The sequence below is a fragment of the Corynebacterium sp. HMSC036D02 genome (assembly GCF_001836165.1).
Lineage (GTDB): Bacteria > Actinomycetota > Actinomycetes > Mycobacteriales > Mycobacteriaceae > Corynebacterium.
Genome location: NZ_KV827706.1, coordinates 226,317 through 247,710, shown reverse-complemented (window position 1 = coordinate 247,710; position 21,394 = coordinate 226,317). Strand labels below are relative to the sequence as shown.

The window sequence follows — 21,394 nt, the reverse complement described above, 5'->3', positions numbered from 1 at the left end:
CGACACCGACGACATCCCCTTCTAAACACCGTCGTCGAACAAGACGACGACTGATCTGACGAGGCCCGGCCAGGCTCGCCCCAACTGCTGGCATTGGGACCGGTTGTTCTTAGTCATGCCGGTTAGGATGGAGTGAATGCAGATCTACATTGCTTCAGTACCCGTCGATGATGTTTCCCGTGCGCACGACTTTTATGTCGATACGCTCGGCTTTCGAGTCAAGGACGATGTAACCCACGGAGACTTTCGGTGGCTCACAGTCACCAATGCAGAAGACCAAGGGAATATAGAGCTCCTGCTCGAGCCCAAGGCCCACCCCGCGGCCAAGGACTACGCAGCAGCACTCAAGACTGACGGTATCCCTGTCACCCAGTTCCTATCCGCAGACGTGGAAAGGGAGTATAGCGAGCTCACTGAAAAGGGAGTGCATTTCACTATGGCGCCTACCGACGTCGGCCCCTCCATCATCGCCGTCTTCGATGACACCGTAGGAAACCTCATCCAACTGGTACAGCTCAAGAAATAGAGAACAAAGAATGACGCACTCATCTTCTTCCGTCGCCATCATCGCAGCCGTTAGCGCCGTATGCGTGATGCCGCTAACCGCATGCGCGGAGCGCGGAGCGGACACGACTCCGGCGCCGCAGTTCAGTGCAATTCCTTCTAGCTTTACCGCCACCGATGCGCCGGAGCCGCCGCCCAGTGAAACGCAAGCTGCTCCCTCACAGCAGGACGCCAATGTTGCTGCCTTTGCAGGGATGGGTATGCCGGCGCTCGAAGACCAACACCGCATGCCGGAGCGGTTGGGTGGCCTCACCCCGACGGGCGTGCGCGTAGGTGCTCACGACGGTTTCACGCGGGTGGTAGTTGACCTCGAAGGAGAAGGTGAGCCGGGGTGGTTCACGGCTTATACCGACGATCCGCGGCAACAGGCATCAGGCTACCCAGTTGAGGTAGAAGGAAACACATTTCTCAATCTGGGGATCGAAGGAACCCCGTGGCCCTCCACGCCCGAGCTCGAAGAAAGATATATGAAACCGGGAGTTACACCCGGTACTGGTGTGGTGAGCGAAGTCGTATACACGACCTCATTCGAGGCACAAACCCAATTAATCATTGGTCTGCACAAGAAGACGCCGTACTCGGTGACTTTCCTGGAAGACCCTAAACGCCTCGTACTCGATTTCCAAGACTAACCCGGAGTGGAACGATAGGGACCCTGCCCCAAGCTATGTCTGCTGGGGGCAGGGCCCTCGATCTAATAGAGCTTCCTAGTAGAGCTCCTAGGCGGCTTGAGGATTAGTCCTCCTCAACCGGAACCAGGGAGATTTTGCCGCGATTATCAATGTCGGCAATTTCGACCTGAATCTTATCGCCAACGTTGACGACGTCCTCGACCTTCTCAATGCGCTCGTCGCCGCCCAGCTTCGAGATGTGTACAAGACCATCACGACCCGGGGTCAGGGAAACGAAGGCGCCGAAAGCCACGGTCTTCACCACGGTGCCGAGGAAGCGCTCGCCCACCTTCGGCAGCTGCGGGTTAGCAATGCTATTCACGCGGTCGATCGCAGCGTCGGCTGCTTCACCGGTAGCGGCAGAGATATACACAGTTCCGTCTTCTTCGATGGAGACATCGGCGCCGGTTTCCTCGGTGATGGCGTTGATGGTCTTGCCCTTCGGGCCAATGAGCTCACCAATTTTGTTCACCGGGATAGTCACCGAGGTAATGCGCGGTGCCAGGCCAGACATCTCGTCTGGGCCCTCGATGACCTCAGACATAGTGTCGAGGATGGCGGCACGGGCGTCGCGGGCTTGTTCGAGGGCGTCGGCAAGCACGTGCGAAGGAATGCCATCCAGCTTGGTGTCCAGCTGCAGGGCGGTGATGAACTCGGACGTACCGGCAACCTTGAAGTCCATATCGCCGAAGGCATCCTCAGCACCGAGAATATCCGTGAGTGCCACGAACTTTTCCTTGCCGTTAACTTCACCAGAAACCAAGCCCATGGCGATGCCTGCCACCGGAGCCTTCAGCGGAACGCCCGCGTTGTAGAGGGACAAGGTGGATGCGCAGACGGAGCCCATGGAGGTAGAACCATTCGAGCCGAGGGCCTCAGACACCTGGCGGATGGCGTACGGAAAGTCCTCACGGGAAGGGATCACCGGCAGCAGCGCGCGCTCAGCCAGCGCACCGTGACCAATCTCGCGGCGCTTCGGGGAGCCTACGCGACCGGTCTCGCCGGTAGAGTACGGCGGGAAGTTGTAGTGGTGCATGTAACGCTTGGACTCCACTGGGGTCAGGGAGTCGATCTGCTGCTCCATCTTCAGCATGTCCAAAGTGGTCACACCCAGGATCTGGGTCTCGCCACGTTCAAACAGGGAGGAACCGTGAGCACGCGGGATGAGGTCAACCTCCACGCCGAGGTCACGGATATCGGTCACACCACGGCCATCGATGCGGAAGCCCTCAGTGAGGATCTTGGTGCGCACGATGTCCTTCATCACGGCGTTGAAAGCGTTGCGGATCTGCTTGGATGCATCGGCCTCATCGAGGTCATCAAAGTCTTCGATGAGCTTAGCCTCGACCTGCTCCATGTACTCATTAGTGGCGTCGTCGCGGTCTTGCTTGCCCGGGATGGTAAGCAGCTTCTCCAGTTTCTTGGAGGCTGCCTTTTCGACGGCGGTGTAAACATCATCACCGTAAGGCGGGAAGAGCGGGAACTCCTGCGTCTCCTTGGCCGCACGCTCCGCCAGACCTGCCTGCGCTTCACACAGGGACTTGATGAAAGGCTTCGCAGCTTCCAAGCCCTCAGCCACGGTGGACTCCTGCGGAGCCGGTGCGCCTTCCTTGATGCGCTCGGCTACGTTCACACCAGCGCCGGCCTCGACCATCATGATGGCTACGTCGTCCTTGCGGCCCTTCTTCACGATGCGGCCGGCCACGACCATCTCGAAAAGAGCACGCTCGTGCTGCTCGTTGTTCGGGAAGGCCACCCACTGGCCCTTCGGGTGCTTATCATCAGCAATCAGTGCCATGCGCACGCCGCCCACCGGGCCGGATACCGGCAGGCCGGAAAGCTGGGTGGAGGCGGAAGCGCCGTTGATGGCAACGACGTCGTAGTACTCCTCCGGGTCCATGGAGAGGACCGTGACAACGACCTGAACCTCGTTGCGCAAGCCCTTCACGAAGGTCGGGCGCAGCGGGCGGTCGATGAGGCGGCAGGCCAAAATAGCCTCAGTAGAGGGACGGCCCTCGCGGCGGAAGAAAGAGCCCGGGATCTTACCCGCGGCGTACATGCGCTCCTCGACGTCCACGGTTAGCGGGAAGAAGTCGAAACCTTCGCGCGGCTGGTTAGAAGCGGTGGTCGTGGACAGCAGCATGGTGTCCTCGTCCAGATAAGTGGTCACGGAGCCACCGGCCTGGCGAGCCAGCTGGCCCGTCTCAAAACGGATGGTGCGAGTGCCGAAATCGCCGTTATCCAGGGTGGCGATGGCCTCGGTGATTCCGTAATCGTCGTCGATAAGAAACTCGACGGAATTGTTTGGTTGCTTCTTAGCGTTCTTAGCGCTCATGTATGAAACTCTCCTTGGAGCTGTCATGGCGATCTTCGGTGCCGCCTCTTCTTCGATGTTTTTGACAACGCCCAAGGATTTTAGCAGATGGGACAAGAAAACCCCCGCACACAAGGTGCGGGGGTTGAAAAGTTCAGCGCTTAGCGGCGCAGACCCAGGCGAGAAATCAGGTCGCGGTAACGGTCAACGTCGTTAGCAGCCAGGTACTTCAGCAGGCCACGACGGCGACCAACCATGAGCAGCAGACCACGACGGGAGTGGTGATCGTGCTTGTGGTCCTTGAGGTGCTCGGTCAGGTTGTTGATGCGGGAAGTCAGCAGCGCAACCTGTGCCTCCGGGGAACCAGTGTCGGTCTCGTGCAGGCCATACTCCTTGAGGATTTCAGCCTTCTTCTCGGTGCTCAAAGCCATGGAAAAATCTCCTATTGTATTTCAGTCCACATGAAATGTTGCGCCTTGGTGGCGCTGCCCGTGACTACTGTGGACCGCAGTCAGCAAGCCGAAGTAGAAGTATAGAGGCTGCCCAGCTTCGACATCAAATCATCGACGAAGCGCGCGTCATCGACAGCAACGGCCACGCGAGTGGTGGGGTCGTTAAGGCGTTCCGGGTCACCGATCGTGCGCCCGTTCTCCTCACACCGCAGATTCAGGTCGAGGCAGGTGACCAGCGAAGGATCGGCTGCCACTGCTACCGCTAAAGGGTCGTGGAGCCCGCAACCACCAAGGTGCGGAGACGTCGTTTTATAGGCGCGGATGTAGTAGTCCACGATGTCCGCGTAGATCCGGCCCGTCCGCGTGGCCCTCCACTGCTTCGTATGCTCCGTGGTGAGCAACGTGCGCAACGTGACATCGAGCCCCACCATCGTGAGGTTCTGTGCATGGCGAAAGACATAGTCCGTGGCTTGGGGATCTTGGAAGACGTTGGCCTCGGCATAAGGAGTGACGTTTCCGGGCACGGTTAGCGCGCCGCCCATCATGACGATGCGGGCGTTGCGGGCAAAGTCCGGGTCCTCGCGCATGGCGGCTGCAATGCTTGTCGACGGCCCCGTTGGCACAATAACCAGGTCCTCGCCATGCTCGCGGACCGAACGGATGAGGAAGCCGACCGCATCGTCGTAGGCTTTGCGCCGCGGCGGAGGCAGAAGTACTTCCCCAAGGCCGTTGCGGCCATGGATGAATGCTGAAATGGGAGCAACGCGAAAGCCCGGCCGCGTCGGGCCGGTGAAGACGGGGACCTCCTCGGCGTCGAGAAGCTCGAGCAACGCCAGCGAGTTGCGCACTCCCAAAGCCACCGGCACGTTGCCGTAGGTACCCGTTACCCCGATCAGCTCGAGGTCGGGGTGCGCCACGGCATAGGCGAGCGCTAGGGCATCGTCGATTCCGGTGTCGAGGTCGAGGATGATCTTCATTTAAGCCTCGCGGGCAAGAATCTCACGAACTCGGGCAACGTCACGCTCCATAGCTACCAGGAGTTCCTCCACGGAATTGAATTTCTCCATGTCGCGCACGTGGTCAACAAAGTGCACGGTGGCTTCGTGGCCGTAGAGATCAGCGTCGCGGTCCAGCACAAAGGACTCCACCGAACGCTCCTCGTCACCAAAGGTGGGGTTCGTGCCCACCGAGATAGCGGCTGGATAAGGAACGCCGGGCTCCATGTCACCTTCCAGAGGGGCGCCGGTGGGCTCGACTACGAACCAGCCCGCGTACACGCCATCGGCCGGGATGGCGACGGATTCCGGGAAATACTGGTTGGCGGTTGGGAAACCAAGCTCCTTTCCGCCGCGTCCTGCACCGCGCACAACGGGCCCAGTCACTGTGAAATGGCGCCCCAGCGCCCAATTCGCGCGTGCAATATCGCCCTTGGCAAGAGCGGCGCGGATGTTGGTGGAGCAGATGCGCTCGCCGTCGTCGTCAAGCAAGGGCACGATGTCAACGCCGAAACCGAACTCGGTTCCGAATTCCGCCAGCGCCTCCGCGGTGCCGGCCGCACCCGCGCCGAACGTGAAGTTCTCCCCCACCACGACGTGTTCTGCGTGCAAGCGCCCCACAAGGAGGTCTGTCACGTACTCGCGCGGCCCAACACCTCGTAGTTCTTCGGTGAAGTCGATGACGAGAACGGCCTCGATGCCCATCTCTTCCGCCAGCTGCATACGGCGCTCAAACGTAATCACGGAGAGAGGAGCACGCTCCGGCAAGAACACGGAGACTGGGTGCGGATCGAAGGTCACCATGACGGCGCGCTGGCCATTGCTGCGCGCGTGCTCGACGGCCTTCGTCACGAGCTGTTGGTGTCCGCGGTGCAGGCCGTCGAAGACGCCAATCGTCACCGAGGTCGAGCCAAGGTCAGCAGGGATGCTATCGATTCCGTACCAAATATCCACGGGCACCATGCTATCCCACCGCGGCCGGTGCCCTAGACTGCAGGGCATGACTGATCCGCTCGAACGTTCTGGCCTCGTGGTCGTCGATAAACCCGCCGGCATGACCTCGCACGACGTCGTGGGAAAACTCCGCCGCTTCTTCCACACCCGCAAGGTGGGGCACGCGGGCACGCTTGATCCGATGGCCACGGGAGTGCTCGTCGTAGGCATCGAGCGCGGCACCAAGTTTCTTGCGCATATGGTGGCTTCCACCAAGGCCTATGACGCCACGATTCGCCTGGGCATGGCGACCCACACCGACGACGCGGAGGGGGAAACAACGTGGGGCAAACCGGCAACCGCTGTGGAAGACTCAGACATTGCGCACGAAATTGCTGCCTTGACCGGCGATATTATGCAGCGTCCGGCAGCGGTGTCCGCCATCAAGGTGGATGGCAAACGTGCCCACGAACGGGTGCGTGCGGGCGAAGAAATTGAGATTCCAGCTCGCCAGGTAACGGTCAGCCGCTTCGATATCCTCGATACGCGGCGCACCGGAGAGTTCATCGATCTGGACGTGTCGGTGGCCTGTTCTTCGGGCACCTACATCCGCTCGCTGGCTCGGGATTTGGGAGAAGCGCTCGGCGTCGGCGGGCATCTCACCGCGCTGCGCCGCACGGAGGTAGGGCCTTTTACGCTTAACGACGCCCTCCCCCTCTCTGCGCTCGAAGACTCCCCGCAGCTGTCCTTAAGCCTTGATGAGGCACTCGCCCGCAGCTATCCGGTCTTGGAGGTCACCGACGATGAGGCCCAGGCCTTGGCCATGGGCAAATGGTTGGAGCCGCGCGGGCTGAAAGGTACTTACGCGGCCGTAGATCCGCAGGGCCGTTCCATCGCTCTGATTAAGGAAAAGGGAAAGCGCCTGGCCACAGTTTTTGTTGCGCGCCCCTCGACGCTGTAGTTGCCTGCTTTAACGGTCAAAGTTAAGCGCGGGGACAGCGGTGGCAACGATGACATAGCCATCCCTGATTATCCAGTGCCCAGTAATGAAGGGCACCGGGGTCGGCCGCGCCAAAAGGTAGGAAACTAAAGTGCCGTCGAGGCGCAGATCGATCTCGGCCTGGTCAAAATCGAGCCAGCGGCGAGTCATGGGGAACCACGTCTTGTAGGTCGCTTCCTTCGCACAGAACAAGAGGCGGTCCGGGCAGGAAATTCCGGCTGCGTGCAACTGCGCCAACTGCGGCATCTCCCCTGGCCGCGCGATCATCGTCAACACGTGCTCCGGAAGAGGCTCCGCCGGCTCGGCGTCAAGCCCCATAGAGCGCACGTGCGTGGCGGGAGCTGCCACAGCTGCGCGCAGACCTTCGGTGTGCGTCATCGATCCGGTATAGCCCTCCGGCCACAATGGCATGCCCCGCTCACCGCGCAGAATAGGTTCATCACCTGTGTAGTTGAGTTCCTTCAAGGCCTGGTGAGCACACCAGCGGGCATCCCCAAACTCGGATTTGCGGACGTCCACGGCCTGGGAGACCACAGAACGTTCTTCCGGGGATAGGTGGTGGTAGTTGAGAAGGTTGGTCATCGACTCATCTGTACGCACATAACAAAAGCGCGCTGACTCGGGGAAGAGAGAAGGCTCAAGCATGCTCGGCCCTCCCCGTCTTCTCATCGATGGTAAGCACCGGGTACGGCCAGGACTGAAGACCGCCATGCGCCTGCCACTCACGCGGATAGCCCAGGGACACCTCAATGTGGTCTACCCCGTCAACGTTGGCGCGATTAGGCATGTGGAGGTGACCATAAATCACTGCCTTAGCGTTATAGCGCCGCGGCCAAGAACGCGTATGGCGGGTGCCGCACCACAAGGCCACTTCGGGCCAGCGCAAATAGAGCGTCGGCTCCTGCACCAGCGGCCAATGGTTAATGAGGACGGTTTCACCCTCGACGCGTGACAGCCGCTTGATCGAATAGGCCAGGCGGTCCCAGCACCACGCGCGCACATCGACGAAGGGGGCGATAGCAAATTCATCAGTCATGACGATCTGCTTCTCCTTCGCACTCGCCAGCGCCTGTTCCACCGTGGTGCCTGGTGGACGGAAGCTGTAATCGTAGAGCGTAAACAGCGGGACCACCGTGACCCCTCCAAATACCGGAAACGGATCCTCCGGGGTGATCACGCCAATTTCCCGGCAGCCTTCAACGAGGCGATCGTATTTCGAGCGCCCCTGGTAGGCGTCCTGGCCGCGGGAGAAGAGCTCGTGGTTGCCGGGCACCCAAATGACGGTGGCGTAGCGGTTCTTTAGCCGCGCCAAGGTGTTGATAACAAGGTCAATGCGCTCGGCCACGTCGCCGGCAACAATCAGCCAATCGTTGGGGTTCGGCGGGACAAGTTCATCGATACGTTCCCCGTTCACACGCACCGCCGCGTGGAGATCGGAGACGGCCCACAAAGTGGTCATAGCGCCTCCTTCATACGAACAGTCCCTCTACTTCTACCACAGGCTTAGACCCGCGCCCACCGCATGGAGTAGAAGCGCCAGACCACGCCCACCATGCGGATGAGGATGAACGCGGCAATCCCGCCCCACACCCCGGTCAAGCCGGTGTCGAAAACAAAGGCCAACCAGACGCCGGGAAGGAAGCCTAGAAGCACCGAAGCGAGGGTGAGCGTGCGGAGGAAGGCCGCGTCCCCAGCCCCCAGGAGGACGCCGTCCAAGGCGAAGACGACGCCGCCAATAATGACGAGGAAGGTCATAACCCACCAGGGGCCGGAGATGACCTCTAGGACCTCCGGGCTCGTGGTAAAAATCCGTGGGATAAAAGCGGAGCCAAGGCCCAGTACCGCTGCCAGCGCGAGGGAGAAGGACGTCGAGTAGAGCGTTACCTTGGTTCCCACCGTGCGGGCATAGCGCGCTGATCCCGCTCCCAATGCCGCGCCGGTCAAGGCTTGGGCAGCGATCGCGAGGGAATCCAGAACGAGGGACAGGAAATTCCACATCTGCATCATGATTTGATGCGCGGCGAGCTGCGCCGTGCCGATACGCGAGGCCACGGCCGCCGCTGACAGAAACGCCACTTGGAAGCTCAGCGAACGCACAATGAGGTCACGTCCCAGCACTAGCTGCCGACGAACCACGCTCCACCGAATCTCCCACGAGCCGGTATGCTCGCGACGCAGCTCCGCTACAAAGAACGCCGCGATAATCCCCATCCCCAGCACCGTGGCCAGGGCGGAACCTGCAAGCCCCCACACATGCACGAAAATAGGCACCGCGATGGCGCCGGGAACCATACCTGCCAGGGTGAAGTAGAGGGGCTTGCGGGTGTTTTGAACACCTCGCATCCAGCCGTTGCCGGCCATGTTGATGAGGGTAAAAGGAATGGCGACGGCCGCAATCCGCAACCACTGTGCGGTCCCCCGCGCTGTATCCGGGTTACCCGTCAACCAGGTGGCAAAGACCCCGGCGAAGAGCCACATGATGACGGCGAGCACCATCCCAACGCCCACGGCAACCCACGTTGCCTGCACCCCCTCGGCGACGGCCTCCTCGCGCTTCCCCGCGCCGAACAGCCGTGACGCACGCGCGGTCGTGCCATAAGACAGAAAGGTTAATTGGGTGGTAACCACCGAATGGAGCGTGGCCGCTGCGCCAAGCGAGGCCAAATCCTCCGCCCCCAAACGGCCGACGACCGCAGTATCCAGCAATAAATACAGCGGCATGGCCGCCAGAACGCCCAGAGCAGGAAGGGCGAGGCGGAAGACCTCAGCGGCAGAAACCTTCACTGGTTGCTCGGAAACCATCTAGGACAACGCACCTACCAGCTGCGCGATAACCTCCTCGGGGTTTCCATGCGCGGTATAACCTGCAGCCGGAATATGCCCGCCGCCGCCAAAGGTGAGGGCCACTTCCGCACAGTTGACGGCGGAGGAACGCAGGGACACCGCCCACACATCAGGCGCTTGCTCCTTGAAGACCACGCCGATGTCAGTGCCCTTCAAGGCTCGGACATAATCGACGAAAGATTCAATCGCGGAATCGGCGTGGGAGCTGACCTCCTCATGCGGGACGAAGAGAACAGCGAGGCGGTGCTCCCCTGCTTCCTCAATCCTGAGGCCTGAGAGCACGCGTCCAATCATCTGCAGGTCATCGGCCGTGCTGGAATCCATGAGTTCCAACGCTATCTGCTTGGTATCGAGACCATAGAGCATCAGGCGCGCAGCGATATCATGCATCGCTGGGCGGCCCCACCGGAAGTTACCGGTATCGGTGACTAGGCCCGCGTACAGGCAGTGCGCGATGACGCGATCGATCTGGATGGACAGCCTATCCAGGATGTCCAGGAGCACCACCGTGGTGGACTCGCATACCGGATCCACGACATTGATGGCTCCGAAGCCATCGTTGGAGGCGTGGTGGTCGATGCACAGGACGCGGCCCACGGCGGCCATTTCTTCGATTTCCTGGGCCACCGAACCCGTCCTATCTATCGAGCCGCAGTCCACAGTGACATAGAGGTCATAACCTTGTGGAAGCTCATCCACCAACTCAATCTCATCCACCGTGGGGATGGAAAACAGGTTGGCTGAAATATCACGGCGTTGGCCAATCACGGTGCGGGTCTGCTTCCCGCGCTGGCGAAGTGCCAGGGTAAGGGCGGCTGCCGAGCCGACGGCGTCGGCGTCTGGGCGCAAATGCGTGATGATGCAAATGCTGCTGGCTTGCACCAGCGCATCCACTGCGGCTTCGTAGTTGGTTCGCGACACTTAGTCCTCTTCCTCGTCCGAGGTCTTGTACGGGTTCGCGTCGCCTGCGGGCTGTGCACCTTCCTTCAGCTTGGCTAGCTCCGCATCGCGGGCACGGGCGCGGGCGAGCAGCTCCTCCATGTGCGCGGAGGCCTCGGGGACAGTATCGAGCTCGAAGGACAGCGTCGGCGTAAAACGAACGGAGAGCTCATCACCCACAATCTTGCGCAATTGCCCCTTAGCCCTGGTGAGGGCTTCGGCTGCCTGGTCATAATCAGGCTCGGTCTCGATATCCGTACCACGCACCGTGTAGAACACGGTGGCGTCGTGGAGATCACCCGTGACCCGGGCATCCGTGATTGTCACCAGCTCAAGGCGGCGATCCTTAATTTGGCGCTCAATTGCACTGGCGACGATTGTCTGAATGCGCTTTGCCATGCGTGCGGCGCGGGCGTGATCAACCATGGTGAAGCTCCTTTACGTACGGTTACTGGCAACTAGTCTAGGATACCGATTCTGCACCTTTCGGCCGAAATGAGGAAAGCCCAGCCAGAATCTTTCCTGGCTGGGCTTCACTGCCTGAGGTTTCTTGCGCTTAGTCGCGCGGGACCTCGACCTCTTCGTAGGCCTGGATGATATCGCCTACCTGAATATCCGGATAGGACAGAACCATACCGCACTCGTAGCCGGCGTTGATCTCGTTTGCGTCATCCTTCTCGTGGCGCAGGGACTCGATCTTGGCATCGGAGGTAATGACGTTTCCGTCGCGGACCAGGCGCACCTTGCCATTGCGCTTGACCTTGCCCTCCGTGACCATACAACCGGCGATGGTGCCGACGGCGGAGGACTTGAACAGCGCGCGGATCTCTGCCGCACCGGTGTCGCGCTCCTCGTAGATAGGCTTGAGCATGCCCTTCAGCGCTGCCTCAACCTCTTCGATGGCGCGGTAAATCACCGTGTAGTAGCGGATATCGACGCCCTCAGCGTTGGCTTCCTCGGTGGCCTTGCCTTCAGCGCGAACGTTGAAGGCGATGATGATGGCGTCCGAAGCGGCAGCCAGGGAGACGTTGGTCTGCGTCACCGCGCCCACACCACGGTCGATGATGTTGAGCTGTACCTCGTCGTCGACCTCGATGTCCAACAGGGCATCTTCGAGCGCTTCCACGGAACCTGCGTTGTCGCCCTTGAGGATGAGGTTGAGCGTCGAGGTTTCCTTGAGCACTGCATCCAGATCCTCGAGGGAGACGCGCTTGCGAGCCTTTGCCTGCAGAGCAGAACGCTTGCGAGCATCGCGCTGTGCGGCAATCTGGCGTGCCACGCGGTCATCCTCAACAACCAGGAGGTTGTCGCCGGCGCCAGGAACACCATTAAGACCCTGCACCTGGACCGGGCGGGACGGGCCTGCCTCTTCCACGTCGTTGCCGAACTCATCGAGCATGCGGCGCACACGTCCGTGTGCGTCACCAACCACGATGGAATCACCAATACGCAGCGTACCGCGCTGGATGATGACCGTAGCCACCGGACCGCGGCCGCGGTCGAGGTGGGCCTCGATGGCAGAACCCTGCGCATCCATGTCCGGGTTAGCGGTGAGCTCCAAGGCAGCGTCCGCCGTCAGGATGACGGCTTCGAGCAGATCATCAATGTTGATGTTGTTCTTCGCGGAGATATCCACGAACATCGTGTCGCCACCGTACTCTTCCGGAACCAGTCCGTACTCAGTGAGCTGACCACGGATCTTGTCCGGGGAAGCCTCCGGCTTATCAATCTTGTTGACCGCGACAACCACAGGGATGTCTGCTGCCTTCGCGTGGTTGATTGCCTCGATAGTCTGCGGCATCACGCCGTCATCGGCGGCAACCACCAGGATGGCCAAGTCGGTGGACTTAGCACCGCGGGCACGCATAGCGGTGAAGGCCTCGTGACCCGGGGTATCCAGGAAGGTGATGGTGCGAGGACCATCCTCGAGGTCCACCGTGGTTTGGTAGGCGCCGATGCCCTGGGTAATGCCACCGGCCTCGCCGGCACCCTCGTTGGTCTTACGAATGGTGTCAAGAAGGCGAGTCTTACCGTGGTCAACGTGACCCATCACGGTCACAACTGGCGGGCGCTTCTCAAGTGCCTCTTCGCCACCCTCGTCCTCGCCGAACTGCAGGTCGAAGGACTCGAGCAGCTCGCGGTCCTCATCCTCAGGGGAGACGACCTGGACCTCGTAGTTAATCTCCGAACCCAGCAGCTGCAGGGTGTCTTCGGAGACAGAAGCCGTAGCAGTCACCATCTCACCGAGGTTGAACAGTGCCTGCACCAATGCTGCAGGATCTGCACCAATCTTCTCAGCGAAGTCAGCCAGGGAAGCACCGCGACGCAGGCGTACGACCTTACCGCCGCCGTCAGGCAGACGTACGCCGCCTACCTCATGCTTCTGCTGCTCTTCAAACTCATGGCGCTTCTGACGCTTCGACTTCTTTCCGCGACGCGGTGCGCCACCCGGACGGCCGAATGCACCGGCGGTGCCACCGCGACGACCGCCGCGTCCACGGAAACCACCGTGGCCAGGACCGCCGTGGCCGGGCCCGCCACCGCGGCCGCCGCGACCACGACCACCGCCGCCGCTACCAGCGGCCTTCGACGGCATGCTGGCCGGGTTCGGGTGCGAAGGCATCATTGCCGGCGAAGGACGACGTCCTCCGCTGCGGTTGCCATCGCCCTGCGGGCGTGCGCCGCCCTTGCCGCCACGGTTATCACCGGGCTTGCCAGCGGAGCGCTGTCCCTTGGTACCGCCTGGGCGAGGTCCGGGGCTCGGACGATCGCTGGAGCTACCCGTGGAGAACGGGTTGTTGGCCACGCGGCGGGTGCCGCCAGGCTTCGGCATGCTGCGCGGAGTGACAGCGCGCTCGCCGCCCTTCTCGTTGTTCTTGCGCTGTGCCCCAGGCTTCGGTGCGCCACTGGGCTTTGGCGTGGCACCCGGCTTCGGGGCGCCACCCGGCTTCGGGGCAGCACCGGGCTTAGGGGCGGCGCTTGGCTTCGGGCCTGGCTTTGCTGCAGCGGCAGGCTTCTTCTCTGCCGGCTTCTTGGCAGCAGAAGCTGGGGTGGCTGCCGGCGCGTTCTTCTCCGCTGCCTTGTCCTCGCCACCCTTAGCTTCGTAGTGTGCACGCATCTTCTTGATCACCGGGGGTTCGATGGTCGAGGATGCGGTCTTGACGAACTCGCCTTGTTCCTTCAGCGTGGCGAGTAGTTCCTTGCTGGTTACGCCGAGCTGCTTTGCCAACTCGTGTACACGTAGCTTTCCGGGCACTTGTCTCCTCTTTAATCTTTCTAGGAGCCAAGGCCGCGGAATACGGCCTGACCCCTAGTTAATGGCTATGGACTTTCATCGCTGATGCTGCTTCATGGTTGTGCGCTCATCAGTGTTCGGTCTTCCTTTTTAACTCTGGGTCGCACGGGCTGTAGCCCGCCGACTGCACCTGCTGCCTGGCAGCGAGGTACTCACGTACGTGACCTGTGTCCACGTCTGTGGACAATCGGAGCGCGCGCCTGAAGGCACGGGTTCGCTCCGCCAGCTCTACTGCTTCCAGATCAGGCCTTATCCACGCTCCCCTTCCAGGAAGGCGGCGGCCGGGATCCGGAACGACACGGCGCCCTGAGGGATCGCCCTTATCGGCGACAACCCTCAGCAGTTCCGTGTCGGGATGCTTTTGGCGCGTAGCGATACAAGTGCGGAGACGCTGTCCTTGAGACATCCAACTCCTTAGGTCATATCGCTACTGCTGCTACGCCACAGCATTCCTGCATGTGGGCCGTTGTCTAGTCTACGCGAAAATAGGCCAAACCTTTAATTCCACCGTAGGCTGCTCGGAAAGCTAGTCCCGAGCGGCATCGGAGTGAATATCAATCTTCCATCCGGTCAGGCGAGCTGCGAGGCGAGCGTTCTGGCCTTCCTTGCCGATAGCGAGCGAGAGCTGGTAATCCGGCACGGTGACCTTGGCCACCTGCGCTTCCTCGTCGAGGATTTCTACGCGCACGACCTTCGACGGGGCGAGAGCATTGCCCACGTACACGGCTGGGTCTTCGTTGAAATCAATGATGTCAATCTTCTCACCACCGAGTTCACGCATCACGTTGCTGACGCGGGAGCCCTTCGGGCCGATACACGCACCCTTGGCGTTGAGGCCCTTGGCGTGGCCGCGAACGGAGATCTTGGAGCGGTGGCCAGCCTCGCGAGCGATGGCGATAATCTCGACCGCACCGTCGGCGACCTCCGGAACCTCCAGCTCAAAGAGTCCGCGAACCAACTCCGGGTGAGTGCGCGACAACGTGATCTGCACCTTGGCACCGTTACGGTTCACACCCACGACATAGGCCTTGACGCGGTCACCGTGCTCCAGCTTCTCCCCCGGCAGCTGCTCAGCAGGCAACAGGAAAGCATCCTGGGAATCGTGTTCGGTGCCCAATTGCACCACAACGACGCCGCGCTTGTTGGCGTGGATATCGCGCTGGACGACGCCCGACACCACCGTTCCGGTCAGCTCAGAATAGGAATCATAGGTTCGCTCAGCCTCGTTCTCGCGCAACTTGCGCAGGATGGCATCGCGGACCGCCTGCGCGCCGATGCGCCCAAAGTTGTCCGGGGTGTCATCGTACTCGCTGATAACCTCTCCGGTCTCCGGATCACTTTCGGTCACGATGACAGTGACGGCGCCGCTGTCGGCGTCAATGTCTACGCGCGACTTCGTGCCTTCCGCCTTTGTCTCAGCGGATTCCGCACGGTGGTCCAGGTAGGAATACAAAAGGGCACCCGCGATAGCTTCGAGCAAGTCCTTCACGGGGACGCCGCGCTCGCGCTGAATCGTACGGAGTGCCTCTAGGTCAATATTCACTTGTTAGTCCTCTCGGGTTGCCGAGTTCTGCTCGGCGAAGTCGAACGTCTGCATAGCCGCCTCCAGCTCCATTGCTGAAGGTTGAGCAAATTCAATTTCTACCACTGCACGGCTTAGGTTTTCCAATCGTTCGATCTGATAGCGCACCTCCTTCTTCACCGTCGTGATAAGCGCCACGGATTCTTCATCCTCGGACAGGGCACCGATACGGGCGACGCGGGTGGTGCCAGGCTCCTCGGCCAGCGCATAGCCAACGAGCCTTCCTTGGTTGCGGCGCCAATGGCGCGGGGCGCTGAGCGGAAAGTCCACTCCTGGCGTGGATACCTCTAGGGTGTAGCCGGCACCGAAGTTGAGGGTGCCCGCTTCTTCCTGAGCGTCAAAGAGCGCAGAGATCTCCTGCGAGAGCTCCTCGATGAGATCGGAGCTCGGGCGCTCATCGCCATCGATGCGGATGATGACCTGAGACTTCTTACCAGCTCGCGTGGTCTTCACATCTTCGATGTCGAGGCCGCGTGCGGCGGCGACAGGCTGCAGAATTTCGGTTAGTTGCGCGGGTGTTGGGAATGCCATGCGCTCTAGACTAGGTCACACGGGTAGGGTCTATCGCGTGAACCGCCGAGTAGTTATCCCCACCCTGCTTGCTTGCGTTGCCCCCTGGCTGGGCGGCTGCCAAGCCACCGACGCGATCGTGGATTATTTTGGCCCCCACGCAGACCCCTCCCTCACGTCGCTTGCTCAATCCGCCAGCGCGGATGCTCTCGCCTTGGAAGAGATTGATGCGGATGCCGCTGCCCTGCGCGCGCAGCACGCAGACGAGCTTTACTCCGAAATTGAGCGCCTCTGCGGCCGCGACGAGGAAGGACACGTTCCGCGCTCCTGCGAAGTGAATCGTGAGGGTGAAGCACACGAGGCCACTGATGCGGCTGCCGTGCTTGCCGCAGCTTCTTCATCGACTGAAGAGCAGCTTGACGCGGTCTCCCCGGAATCTCGGCCCCTGCTCGTCGCCCAAGCCATCGCAATGGAGGCCCGCTCCACCGATGAACCGGGCGCTGTGCCGGAGCTGACGGAGGATGTCGCTGACCTCGCCACCGAACTCTTGGACTGGGAATACCAGCAGGTGTATGCCTTGGACTTTGCTCGTTCCTATGTCACACCTGACGTCGAAGAGCTGGTTGATGAGCGCCTCGCTCTGCACGAGAACCGCGTCCTCGCGCTCCAAGAAGCAGTAGCCAAAATCGGACCAGTGCCACAGCCCGCAGCGGCCTACACCTCGTCCTCCGGTGAGCTGCCCGTAGACGCCGACTCAGCGCGCGCGTTCCTTGACTACGTCGCGCATAGTGACACGGTGACATGGACCTCCGCCGCCTCACAGGAGGTGCCTGACCAAGCGGCACCCAATGCTGAATGGCGAAGCTGGCTTATTTCTGTAGCCGCCCAATCTCACCGCATCAGTGCAGCTTAATTCCTCCCTCGCGGGCTCGATTTTCCTGAGCTACCGACGTTTGGCGTTCTTTTCGGCGTACAGCGACCAGGCATAGCGCATGACCGGAATCTGCAACGGCAGACGCACCGCGTGGTAGATCTTCTTGCCGGTTGATGCCTTGCCGCTTTCTAAGTCCCTGTAGGCCTGGTAGAAGTTCGCCGGCCACACGGCGGCGAGCAAAGCTAGGGCTGAAAGGCCGCCTGCAGGCCGCGTCGATGGGTTCGCCAGGAGTGCACCGGTCACCACTTCCCAGGCGCCAGAGGTTAAGTTGTAGAAGCGAGCCGACCCTGGAAGTTGTGGCGGGATGATGGACTCGAAGGGCTTCGGCTTAGCAAAATGCAGCACTCCCATGGCAGAGAGTGCTGCAGCCATTGAATATGTCAGTGCGGGGTTGTGAGAACTCATACCCGCGAGCCTACGCGCTTAACGCACCTAGCCGCGGATGAGCTCCGTTAAGGTGTCCACGATGGAATCTGCGGGGACCTCACGGGTCTCGCCGCCGCGGATGCGCAGCTCAATGATGCCATCGGCAAATGCGCGGCCCAAGATGGCAATGAACGGCATGCCCAGGAGCTCGGCATCCTTGAACTTCACGCCCGGGGAGACCTTGGGGCGGTCGTCGAAAAGCACCTCGACGCCCGCGCGGTCCAGGTCCTCCACCAGCTTCTGGCCCGCCTCCAAGGCAGCGGCATCCTTGTTGGCCACGGCTACATGCACCTGGTATGGAGCTACGGCCACCGGCCAGTTGAGGCCCTTCTCGTCATGGCGCTGCTCCGCCAACACGGCGAGCATGCGCGTAACGCCAATGCCGTAGGAGCCCATGGTCGGCACGGCGCGCTTGCCGTTTTCGTCCAGAATCTGCACGTCGAAAGCCTCGGTGTACTTGCGGCCCAACTGGAAGATATGACCAAGTTCAATGCCGCGCTCCAGGGTCAGAGTGCCCTGACCATTCGGTGCCGGGTCACCTTCCTTGACCTCCGCGGCCTCAATGAATTCATCAACGGTGAAGTCACGGCCAGCTACCAATCCAACAACGTGGCGCTGCGGGGCATCCGCGCCGGTAATCCAGGAGGTGCCCGAAACCACGCGCGGGTCAGCATAAACCTTCACGTCGTGGGCATTCAGAACACGCGGGCCGACATAACCCTTGACCAGGAAGGAGTTCTTCTTGAAGTCACCCTCACCGGCGAGCTCAAACTCAATTGGCTCGAGAGAAGCCTCCAGGCGCTTCTCATCCAAGGCGCGATCGCCCGGAATAAGAACAGCGGCGAGCTCCCATTCCTTCTCTTCCTCCGTAGCTGCGGGGGCGGCCACCTTGATCATCATGCACTTGAGGGTGTCCGCTGCGGTGACCTCGTGGCCGTCGACAGTAATGCCGGCGCTGTTAGCCCACTCCACCAGGGACTCAATGGTCTCGGATTTCGGAGTCTCGTGCTCCTGGGCCTCCGGCAGACCATCGAAGGGAATCTCCTCCGGCGCCCGGGTCACCACCGCTTCCACGTTGGCAGCGTATTCGCCCTCGGTGGCGCGGACGAAGGTATCTTCGCCCACCTCAGACACAGCGAGGAATTCCTCGGAGGCCGAGCCACCCATCGCGCCAGAGGTGGCCTTACAGATCGCGTAATCGATCTCTAGGCGGTCGAAGATGTTCTGGTAGGCCTTGCGGTGGCGGGCATAGGACTCATCGAGCCCCTCATCCGTCATGTCGAAGGAATAGGAATCCTTCATGGTGAACTCGCGGCCGCGCAGCACGCCGGCGCGCGGGCGCTCCTCATCGCGGTACTTCGTCTGGATCTGGTACAGCGTAACCGGGAAATCCTTGTAGGAGGAGTACATATCCTTCACCGCGGTGGTGAACATCTCCTCGTGGGTCGGGCCCAGCAGCATGTCCGCACCCTTGCGGTCCTTAAGACGGAACAGGTTATCGCCGTATTCCGTCCAGCGGTTCGACTCCTCATAAGGCTCGCGCGGCAGCAGCGCCGGAAAGAGCATCTCCTGGCCGCCGATGGCGTTCATCTCCTGACGGATAACGTCTTCAATCTTGCGCATGGCACGCAGCCCCAGTGGCAGCCAGGTGTACACACCCGGCGCAACGCGGCGCACATAACCTGCGCGGACGAGAAGCTTGTGGCTGGGGACTTCGGCATCAGCCGGATCCTCACGAAGAGTGCGGAGGAAAAGCTCAGAAAGACGTGTAATCATGGTTGCTCAGTCTACATCGCTAGCATGTAGCCATGCTGATCATCCTCCCTCCTTCTGAGACCAAAGCACACGGCGGCAGCGGCGCGCCCCTCAACTGGGACGAGCTCTCTTTCCCCGCACTGAACCCGATCCGCCAAGAAATCGCTGCAGAATTGTCTTCCCTCGACGTCGATGAAGCGGTGGAGGTGCTCAAGCTCTCTGAGAAACTACGTGGGGAAGCCGAGTCCAACCGCGAGTTGGTATCCTCCCCCACCATGCCCGCGCTGGAGCGTTTCACCGGCGTGCTGTACGACGCCCTCAACGCCCCCACCCTCCCCCCGGAAGCGCGGCGCTTCCTCGCCGTGGGCGATGCATTATTTGGTCTGGTGCGCGCTGATGACCTCATCCCGCACTACCGGCTTTCCGGCGGCACCAAGCTGGGCGGGCGCACGCTGAAGTCGCGATGGGGTACGGCCATCACCGATGAGCTGCGTGCGCTTGTCGACGCTGACGAGTTCCTCATCGATATGCGCTCGGGCACCTACCAGCAACTGGGCAAGCTCAAGGACGCCGCTACCGTGCGCGTGGAGTCAGTACAAGAGGATGGCTCCCGCAAGGTGGTCTCTCACTTCAACAAGCACTACAAGGGGGAACTCGCTCGCGTACTCGCCCTCCAGGGCGATAATGTCTCCTCCCTCGAGGATGCCGCCCGCGTAGCCCAAGAGGCAGGCATGAGCACCGAACTGCGCGGCACCGAGCTGGTGCTCGTGGTCTGATTTATCTATTTATCAATTTATCTACGCCCGCCGATTTATCTATTTATCAGTTTATCTGGCTCAATCGAAGCGGGGCCATTCAAACCAATGGGCTATAGCGCAAACTATTGCGCTTGAGCTCGCACTCAGTGGCGATAGAGATGCCGGAGGCAATCTTTCCGTGCTCGCGGAGGCGGAACATGGCGTCCACGATGCGATCTCGCAAGCCCCACGGATCGATGGTGTTGATATAGACCTTGGTGCCGCCCTCAAAACCGGCCAGCGTGGACACGCGCAGCTTGATCATGACGCGCCACGGCTGCGGCAGATCCACGCTGGGTGGTCGGTGGTGCCATTCTTCATTGCAGGCCACCTCCGGCCCCACCGCGGCGTGCGCTGCATGGATAAGATCCGACATTCCGCGCACTTCCTCAGGGCTTTGTTCCCACGGTTCACAGCGCGGTGACTTGGAGAAAATTTCGAGCGTGGGATAGCGGTGACCGAATCCTGCGAAGAGCACCGCATAGTCATTTTCTGCTATGACGAGGTTGCGCTTTGCCGCATAGCCCACAGCCCAATCGTTGTACATGTTGGGGTGCGCCCGCAGAATCGCATTTTCCTGGTGAGCCGCCATGCCCAGGGCATCAATCGCAACGAGCTGCTTGTGCAGGTGGTCGAAGGACGCACCCGCCGGTGCCAGCCAGTTCTGAAATACGGCGACATAAGAGGCGTAGCGGTTACGTTGGTAGAGCTCGCGCGTCGATTCCGCAGTGAACGTTGTCAGCAAGAAGTGCTCATCGGGGCTCAGCGTGCCGGAGGAGGCTAGTTGGCTATCATCGACCGCCCCGTCCACGAAGTGCCGCGAGGAGATAATGACATCGTGTCCGCCGCCGAAGAAGCCATCAGCGAGGGCGAGCAGAGAATCGTCGTCCAGCGCGACATCCTTGCCCGCCGCCTTGAGCTTGGTGCGCACCACATTGAGTACGTGCAGGCGTCCGGCCTCGTCAGCCTCGTAGCTTTCCTTGTGACAAGCCAGGTCTGGGTCCAGGGTGAAGCCATAGTTCTCGTGCCAGTAGTCATAAGACACGATTTCAAAAAGGTTAGGAACGCGGCGAAACAGCGGCTGGGAGTTATCCAGCTCGTGCGGAAGAAGGCCGCGCTGAATCTCCCCCGAGGCCAAGATGCGAGACTTTTCCGGCGGAGTATCCAACATGCGGCCTGAGCAAAAGGCACAGCTGTGCGTCAAGGCATCAGGGCCCAGCGGATGCGGATCCTTTGCTGCATGCGCAAGCGGACGGTTGCCGCGTCCTGGCACGGTCCACACCTCTGTCCCGGAGAAAGGGTTGACCTGTTTGACGGTCCCATCCGCCATGGTCTGGATAGGTTCAACGCGGCTAAAAAGTGCTTCGCTCATGCAGCCCAGCG

At 61.0% G+C, this 21,394-nt stretch carries 21 protein-coding genes; 5 read left to right on the top strand and 16 right to left on the bottom strand.

What is annotated here, in order from left to right:
* Positions 1 to 136: 136 nt before the first annotated feature.
* Both HMPREF2743_RS11915 and HMPREF2743_RS11910 read left to right on the top strand, forming a co-directional pair.
* Positions 137 to 526: a VOC family protein gene (locus HMPREF2743_RS11915; protein ID WP_070527112.1), complete on the top strand. Its 390-nt coding sequence runs from the start codon at positions 137 to 139 to the stop codon at positions 524 to 526.
* Positions 527 to 536: 10 nt separating this feature from the next.
* On the top strand, positions 537 to 1,196 hold the full coding sequence (locus HMPREF2743_RS11910) for an AMIN-like domain-containing (lipo)protein (protein WP_070818856.1): 660 nt from the start codon (positions 537 to 539) through the stop codon (positions 1,194 to 1,196).
* 103 nt (positions 1,197 to 1,299) lie between these two features.
* Here the strand turns inward: HMPREF2743_RS11910 and HMPREF2743_RS11905 are convergent, their stop codons facing one another.
* The 4 genes from HMPREF2743_RS11905 to HMPREF2743_RS11890 all read right to left on the bottom strand — a co-directional run bounded on the left by HMPREF2743_RS11905 (position 1,300) and on the right by HMPREF2743_RS11890 (position 5,959).
* Complete coding sequence (locus HMPREF2743_RS11905; RefSeq protein WP_070818855.1) at positions 1,300 to 3,570, bottom strand: polyribonucleotide nucleotidyltransferase; 2,271 nt, start codon at positions 3,568 to 3,570, stop codon at positions 1,300 to 1,302.
* Positions 3,571 to 3,710: 140 nt separating this feature from the next.
* Positions 3,711 to 3,980, bottom strand: coding sequence for a 30S ribosomal protein S15 (gene rpsO / locus HMPREF2743_RS11900; protein ID WP_010190317.1), 270 nt, complete (start codon positions 3,978 to 3,980; stop codon positions 3,711 to 3,713).
* A gap of 80 nt (positions 3,981 to 4,060) precedes the next feature.
* Positions 4,061 to 4,978: a nucleoside hydrolase gene (locus HMPREF2743_RS11895; protein WP_070527103.1), complete on the bottom strand. Its 918-nt coding sequence runs from the start codon at positions 4,976 to 4,978 to the stop codon at positions 4,061 to 4,063.
* Positions 4,979 to 5,959, bottom strand: a complete 981-nt coding sequence (locus tag HMPREF2743_RS11890) for a bifunctional riboflavin kinase/FAD synthetase (RefSeq protein WP_070818854.1) — start codon at positions 5,957 to 5,959, stop codon at positions 4,979 to 4,981.
* A 37-nt stretch (positions 5,960 to 5,996) separates the two neighbouring features.
* Here HMPREF2743_RS11890 and truB point away from each other — a divergent pair, with 37 nt between their 5' ends.
* On the top strand, positions 5,997 to 6,890 hold the full coding sequence (truB, locus tag HMPREF2743_RS11885; RefSeq protein WP_070818853.1) for a tRNA pseudouridine(55) synthase TruB: 894 nt from the start codon (positions 5,997 to 5,999) through the stop codon (positions 6,888 to 6,890).
* 9 nt (positions 6,891 to 6,899) lie between these two features.
* On the opposite strand, the gene HMPREF2743_RS11880 is transcribed toward truB, so the two are convergent.
* The 9 genes from HMPREF2743_RS11880 to rimP all read right to left on the bottom strand — a co-directional run bounded on the left by HMPREF2743_RS11880 (position 6,900) and on the right by rimP (position 16,120).
* Entirely contained in the window at positions 6,900 to 7,574 is a 675-nt protein-coding gene (locus HMPREF2743_RS11880; RefSeq protein ID WP_070527094.1) for a 4'-phosphopantetheinyl transferase family protein, read from the bottom strand.
* Positions 7,567 to 8,388 (bottom strand): metallophosphoesterase family protein, encoded by an 822-nt coding sequence (locus HMPREF2743_RS11875; protein ID WP_070527091.1) that lies wholly within the window; start codon positions 8,386 to 8,388, stop codon positions 7,567 to 7,569. The genes HMPREF2743_RS11880 and HMPREF2743_RS11875 overlap by 8 nt, the downstream gene beginning before the upstream one ends.
* 44 nt (positions 8,389 to 8,432) lie before the next feature.
* A complete protein-coding gene (locus HMPREF2743_RS11870; RefSeq protein WP_070744836.1) occupies positions 8,433 to 9,731 on the bottom strand; it encodes an MATE family efflux transporter in 1,299 nt (432 codons plus the stop codon).
* Positions 9,732 to 10,694 (bottom strand): DHH family phosphoesterase, encoded by a 963-nt coding sequence (locus tag HMPREF2743_RS11865; protein WP_070527084.1) that lies wholly within the window; start codon positions 10,692 to 10,694, stop codon positions 9,732 to 9,734.
* Complete coding sequence (gene rbfA / locus HMPREF2743_RS11860) at positions 10,695 to 11,138, bottom strand: 30S ribosome-binding factor RbfA (RefSeq protein ID WP_070527081.1); 444 nt, start codon at positions 11,136 to 11,138, stop codon at positions 10,695 to 10,697. It abuts the gene before it with no gap.
* A gap of 130 nt (positions 11,139 to 11,268) precedes the next feature.
* Positions 11,269 to 13,968, bottom strand: a complete 2,700-nt coding sequence (gene infB / locus HMPREF2743_RS11855; RefSeq protein ID WP_070527078.1) for a translation initiation factor IF-2 — start codon at positions 13,966 to 13,968, stop codon at positions 11,269 to 11,271.
* Positions 13,969 to 14,077: 109 nt separating this feature from the next.
* The gene (locus tag HMPREF2743_RS11850; RefSeq protein ID WP_070818852.1) at positions 14,078 to 14,413 is read right to left on the bottom strand and encodes a YlxR family protein; all 336 of its coding nucleotides are present in this window, start codon (positions 14,411 to 14,413) and stop codon (positions 14,078 to 14,080) included.
* Between the two features lie 120 nt (positions 14,414 to 14,533).
* Positions 14,534 to 15,550 (bottom strand): transcription termination factor NusA, encoded by a 1,017-nt coding sequence (gene nusA, locus HMPREF2743_RS11845; protein WP_070445649.1) that lies wholly within the window; start codon positions 15,548 to 15,550, stop codon positions 14,534 to 14,536.
* Between the two features lie 3 nt (positions 15,551 to 15,553).
* Positions 15,554 to 16,120 carry a ribosome maturation factor RimP gene (gene rimP / locus HMPREF2743_RS11840; protein WP_070527072.1) on the bottom strand — a complete coding sequence of 189 codons (567 nt, stop codon included), beginning with the start codon at positions 16,118 to 16,120 and terminating at the stop codon, positions 15,554 to 15,556.
* Positions 16,121 to 16,157: 37 nt separating this feature from the next.
* Here rimP and HMPREF2743_RS11835 point away from each other — a divergent pair, with 37 nt between their 5' ends.
* Positions 16,158 to 17,012 carry a hypothetical protein gene (locus tag HMPREF2743_RS11835; protein ID WP_070818851.1) on the top strand — a complete coding sequence of 285 codons (855 nt, stop codon included), beginning with the start codon at positions 16,158 to 16,160 and terminating at the stop codon, positions 17,010 to 17,012.
* A 30-nt stretch (positions 17,013 to 17,042) separates the two neighbouring features.
* Here HMPREF2743_RS11835 and HMPREF2743_RS11830 read toward each other — a convergent pair whose 3' ends face one another.
* Both HMPREF2743_RS11830 and HMPREF2743_RS11825 read right to left on the bottom strand, forming a co-directional pair.
* On the bottom strand, positions 17,043 to 17,438 hold the full coding sequence (locus tag HMPREF2743_RS11830) for a DoxX family protein (RefSeq protein WP_070527065.1): 396 nt from the start codon (positions 17,436 to 17,438) through the stop codon (positions 17,043 to 17,045).
* A gap of 27 nt (positions 17,439 to 17,465) precedes the next feature.
* Positions 17,466 to 19,235, bottom strand: coding sequence for a proline--tRNA ligase (locus HMPREF2743_RS11825; protein ID WP_070818850.1), 1,770 nt, complete (start codon positions 19,233 to 19,235; stop codon positions 17,466 to 17,468).
* 32 nt (positions 19,236 to 19,267) lie between these two features.
* Between HMPREF2743_RS11825 and yaaA the strand changes: the two genes are divergently transcribed.
* Entirely contained in the window at positions 19,268 to 19,990 is a 723-nt protein-coding gene (yaaA, locus tag HMPREF2743_RS11820) for a peroxide stress protein YaaA (RefSeq protein ID WP_070744837.1), read from the top strand.
* A 79-nt stretch (positions 19,991 to 20,069) separates the two neighbouring features.
* On the opposite strand, the gene HMPREF2743_RS11815 is transcribed toward yaaA, so the two are convergent.
* Positions 20,070 to 21,383 carry a DUF4921 family protein gene (locus HMPREF2743_RS11815; RefSeq protein WP_210400267.1) on the bottom strand — a complete coding sequence of 438 codons (1,314 nt, stop codon included), beginning with the start codon at positions 21,381 to 21,383 and terminating at the stop codon, positions 20,070 to 20,072.
* Positions 21,384 to 21,394: the final 11 nt, after the last annotated feature.

Bases quoted from the DNA above. Each gene is read 5' to 3' on its own strand.
- truB (WP_070818853.1), top strand. From the start codon at position 5,997: ATGACTGATCCGCTCGAACGTTCTGGCCTCGTGGTCGTCGATAAACCC.
- HMPREF2743_RS11895 (WP_070527103.1), bottom strand. From the start codon at position 4,978: ATGAAGATCATCCTCGACCTCGACACCGGAATCGACGATGCCCTAGCG.
- HMPREF2743_RS11880 (WP_070527094.1), bottom strand. From the start codon at position 7,574: ATGCTTGAGCCTTCTCTCTTCCCCGAGTCAGCGCGCTTTTGTTATGTG.
- HMPREF2743_RS11890 (WP_070818854.1), bottom strand. From the start codon at position 5,959: ATGGTGCCCGTGGATATTTGGTACGGAATCGATAGCATCCCTGCTGAC.
- HMPREF2743_RS11815 (WP_210400267.1), bottom strand. From the start codon at position 21,383: ATGAGCGAAGCACTTTTTAGCCGCGTTGAACCTATCCAGACCATGGCG.
- rimP (WP_070527072.1), bottom strand. From the start codon at position 16,120: ATGGCATTCCCAACACCCGCGCAACTAACCGAAATTCTGCAGCCTGTC.
- HMPREF2743_RS11875 (WP_070527091.1), bottom strand. From the start codon at position 8,388: ATGACCACTTTGTGGGCCGTCTCCGATCTCCACGCGGCGGTGCGTGTG.
- rpsO (WP_010190317.1), bottom strand. From the start codon at position 3,980: ATGGCTTTGAGCACCGAGAAGAAGGCTGAAATCCTCAAGGAGTATGGC.
- HMPREF2743_RS11910 (WP_070818856.1), top strand. From the start codon at position 537: ATGACGCACTCATCTTCTTCCGTCGCCATCATCGCAGCCGTTAGCGCC.
- HMPREF2743_RS11915 (WP_070527112.1), top strand. From the start codon at position 137: ATGCAGATCTACATTGCTTCAGTACCCGTCGATGATGTTTCCCGTGCG.
- HMPREF2743_RS11825 (WP_070818850.1), bottom strand. From the start codon at position 19,235: ATGATTACACGTCTTTCTGAGCTTTTCCTCCGCACTCTTCGTGAGGAT.
- HMPREF2743_RS11870 (WP_070744836.1), bottom strand. From the start codon at position 9,731: ATGGTTTCCGAGCAACCAGTGAAGGTTTCTGCCGCTGAGGTCTTCCGC.
- HMPREF2743_RS11850 (WP_070818852.1), bottom strand. From the start codon at position 14,413: ATGTCTCAAGGACAGCGTCTCCGCACTTGTATCGCTACGCGCCAAAAG.
- yaaA (WP_070744837.1), top strand. From the start codon at position 19,268: ATGCTGATCATCCTCCCTCCTTCTGAGACCAAAGCACACGGCGGCAGC.
- HMPREF2743_RS11905 (WP_070818855.1), bottom strand. From the start codon at position 3,570: ATGAGCGCTAAGAACGCTAAGAAGCAACCAAACAATTCCGTCGAGTTT.
- rbfA (WP_070527081.1), bottom strand. From the start codon at position 11,138: ATGGTTGATCACGCCCGCGCCGCACGCATGGCAAAGCGCATTCAGACA.
- HMPREF2743_RS11830 (WP_070527065.1), bottom strand. From the start codon at position 17,438: ATGAGTTCTCACAACCCCGCACTGACATATTCAATGGCTGCAGCACTC.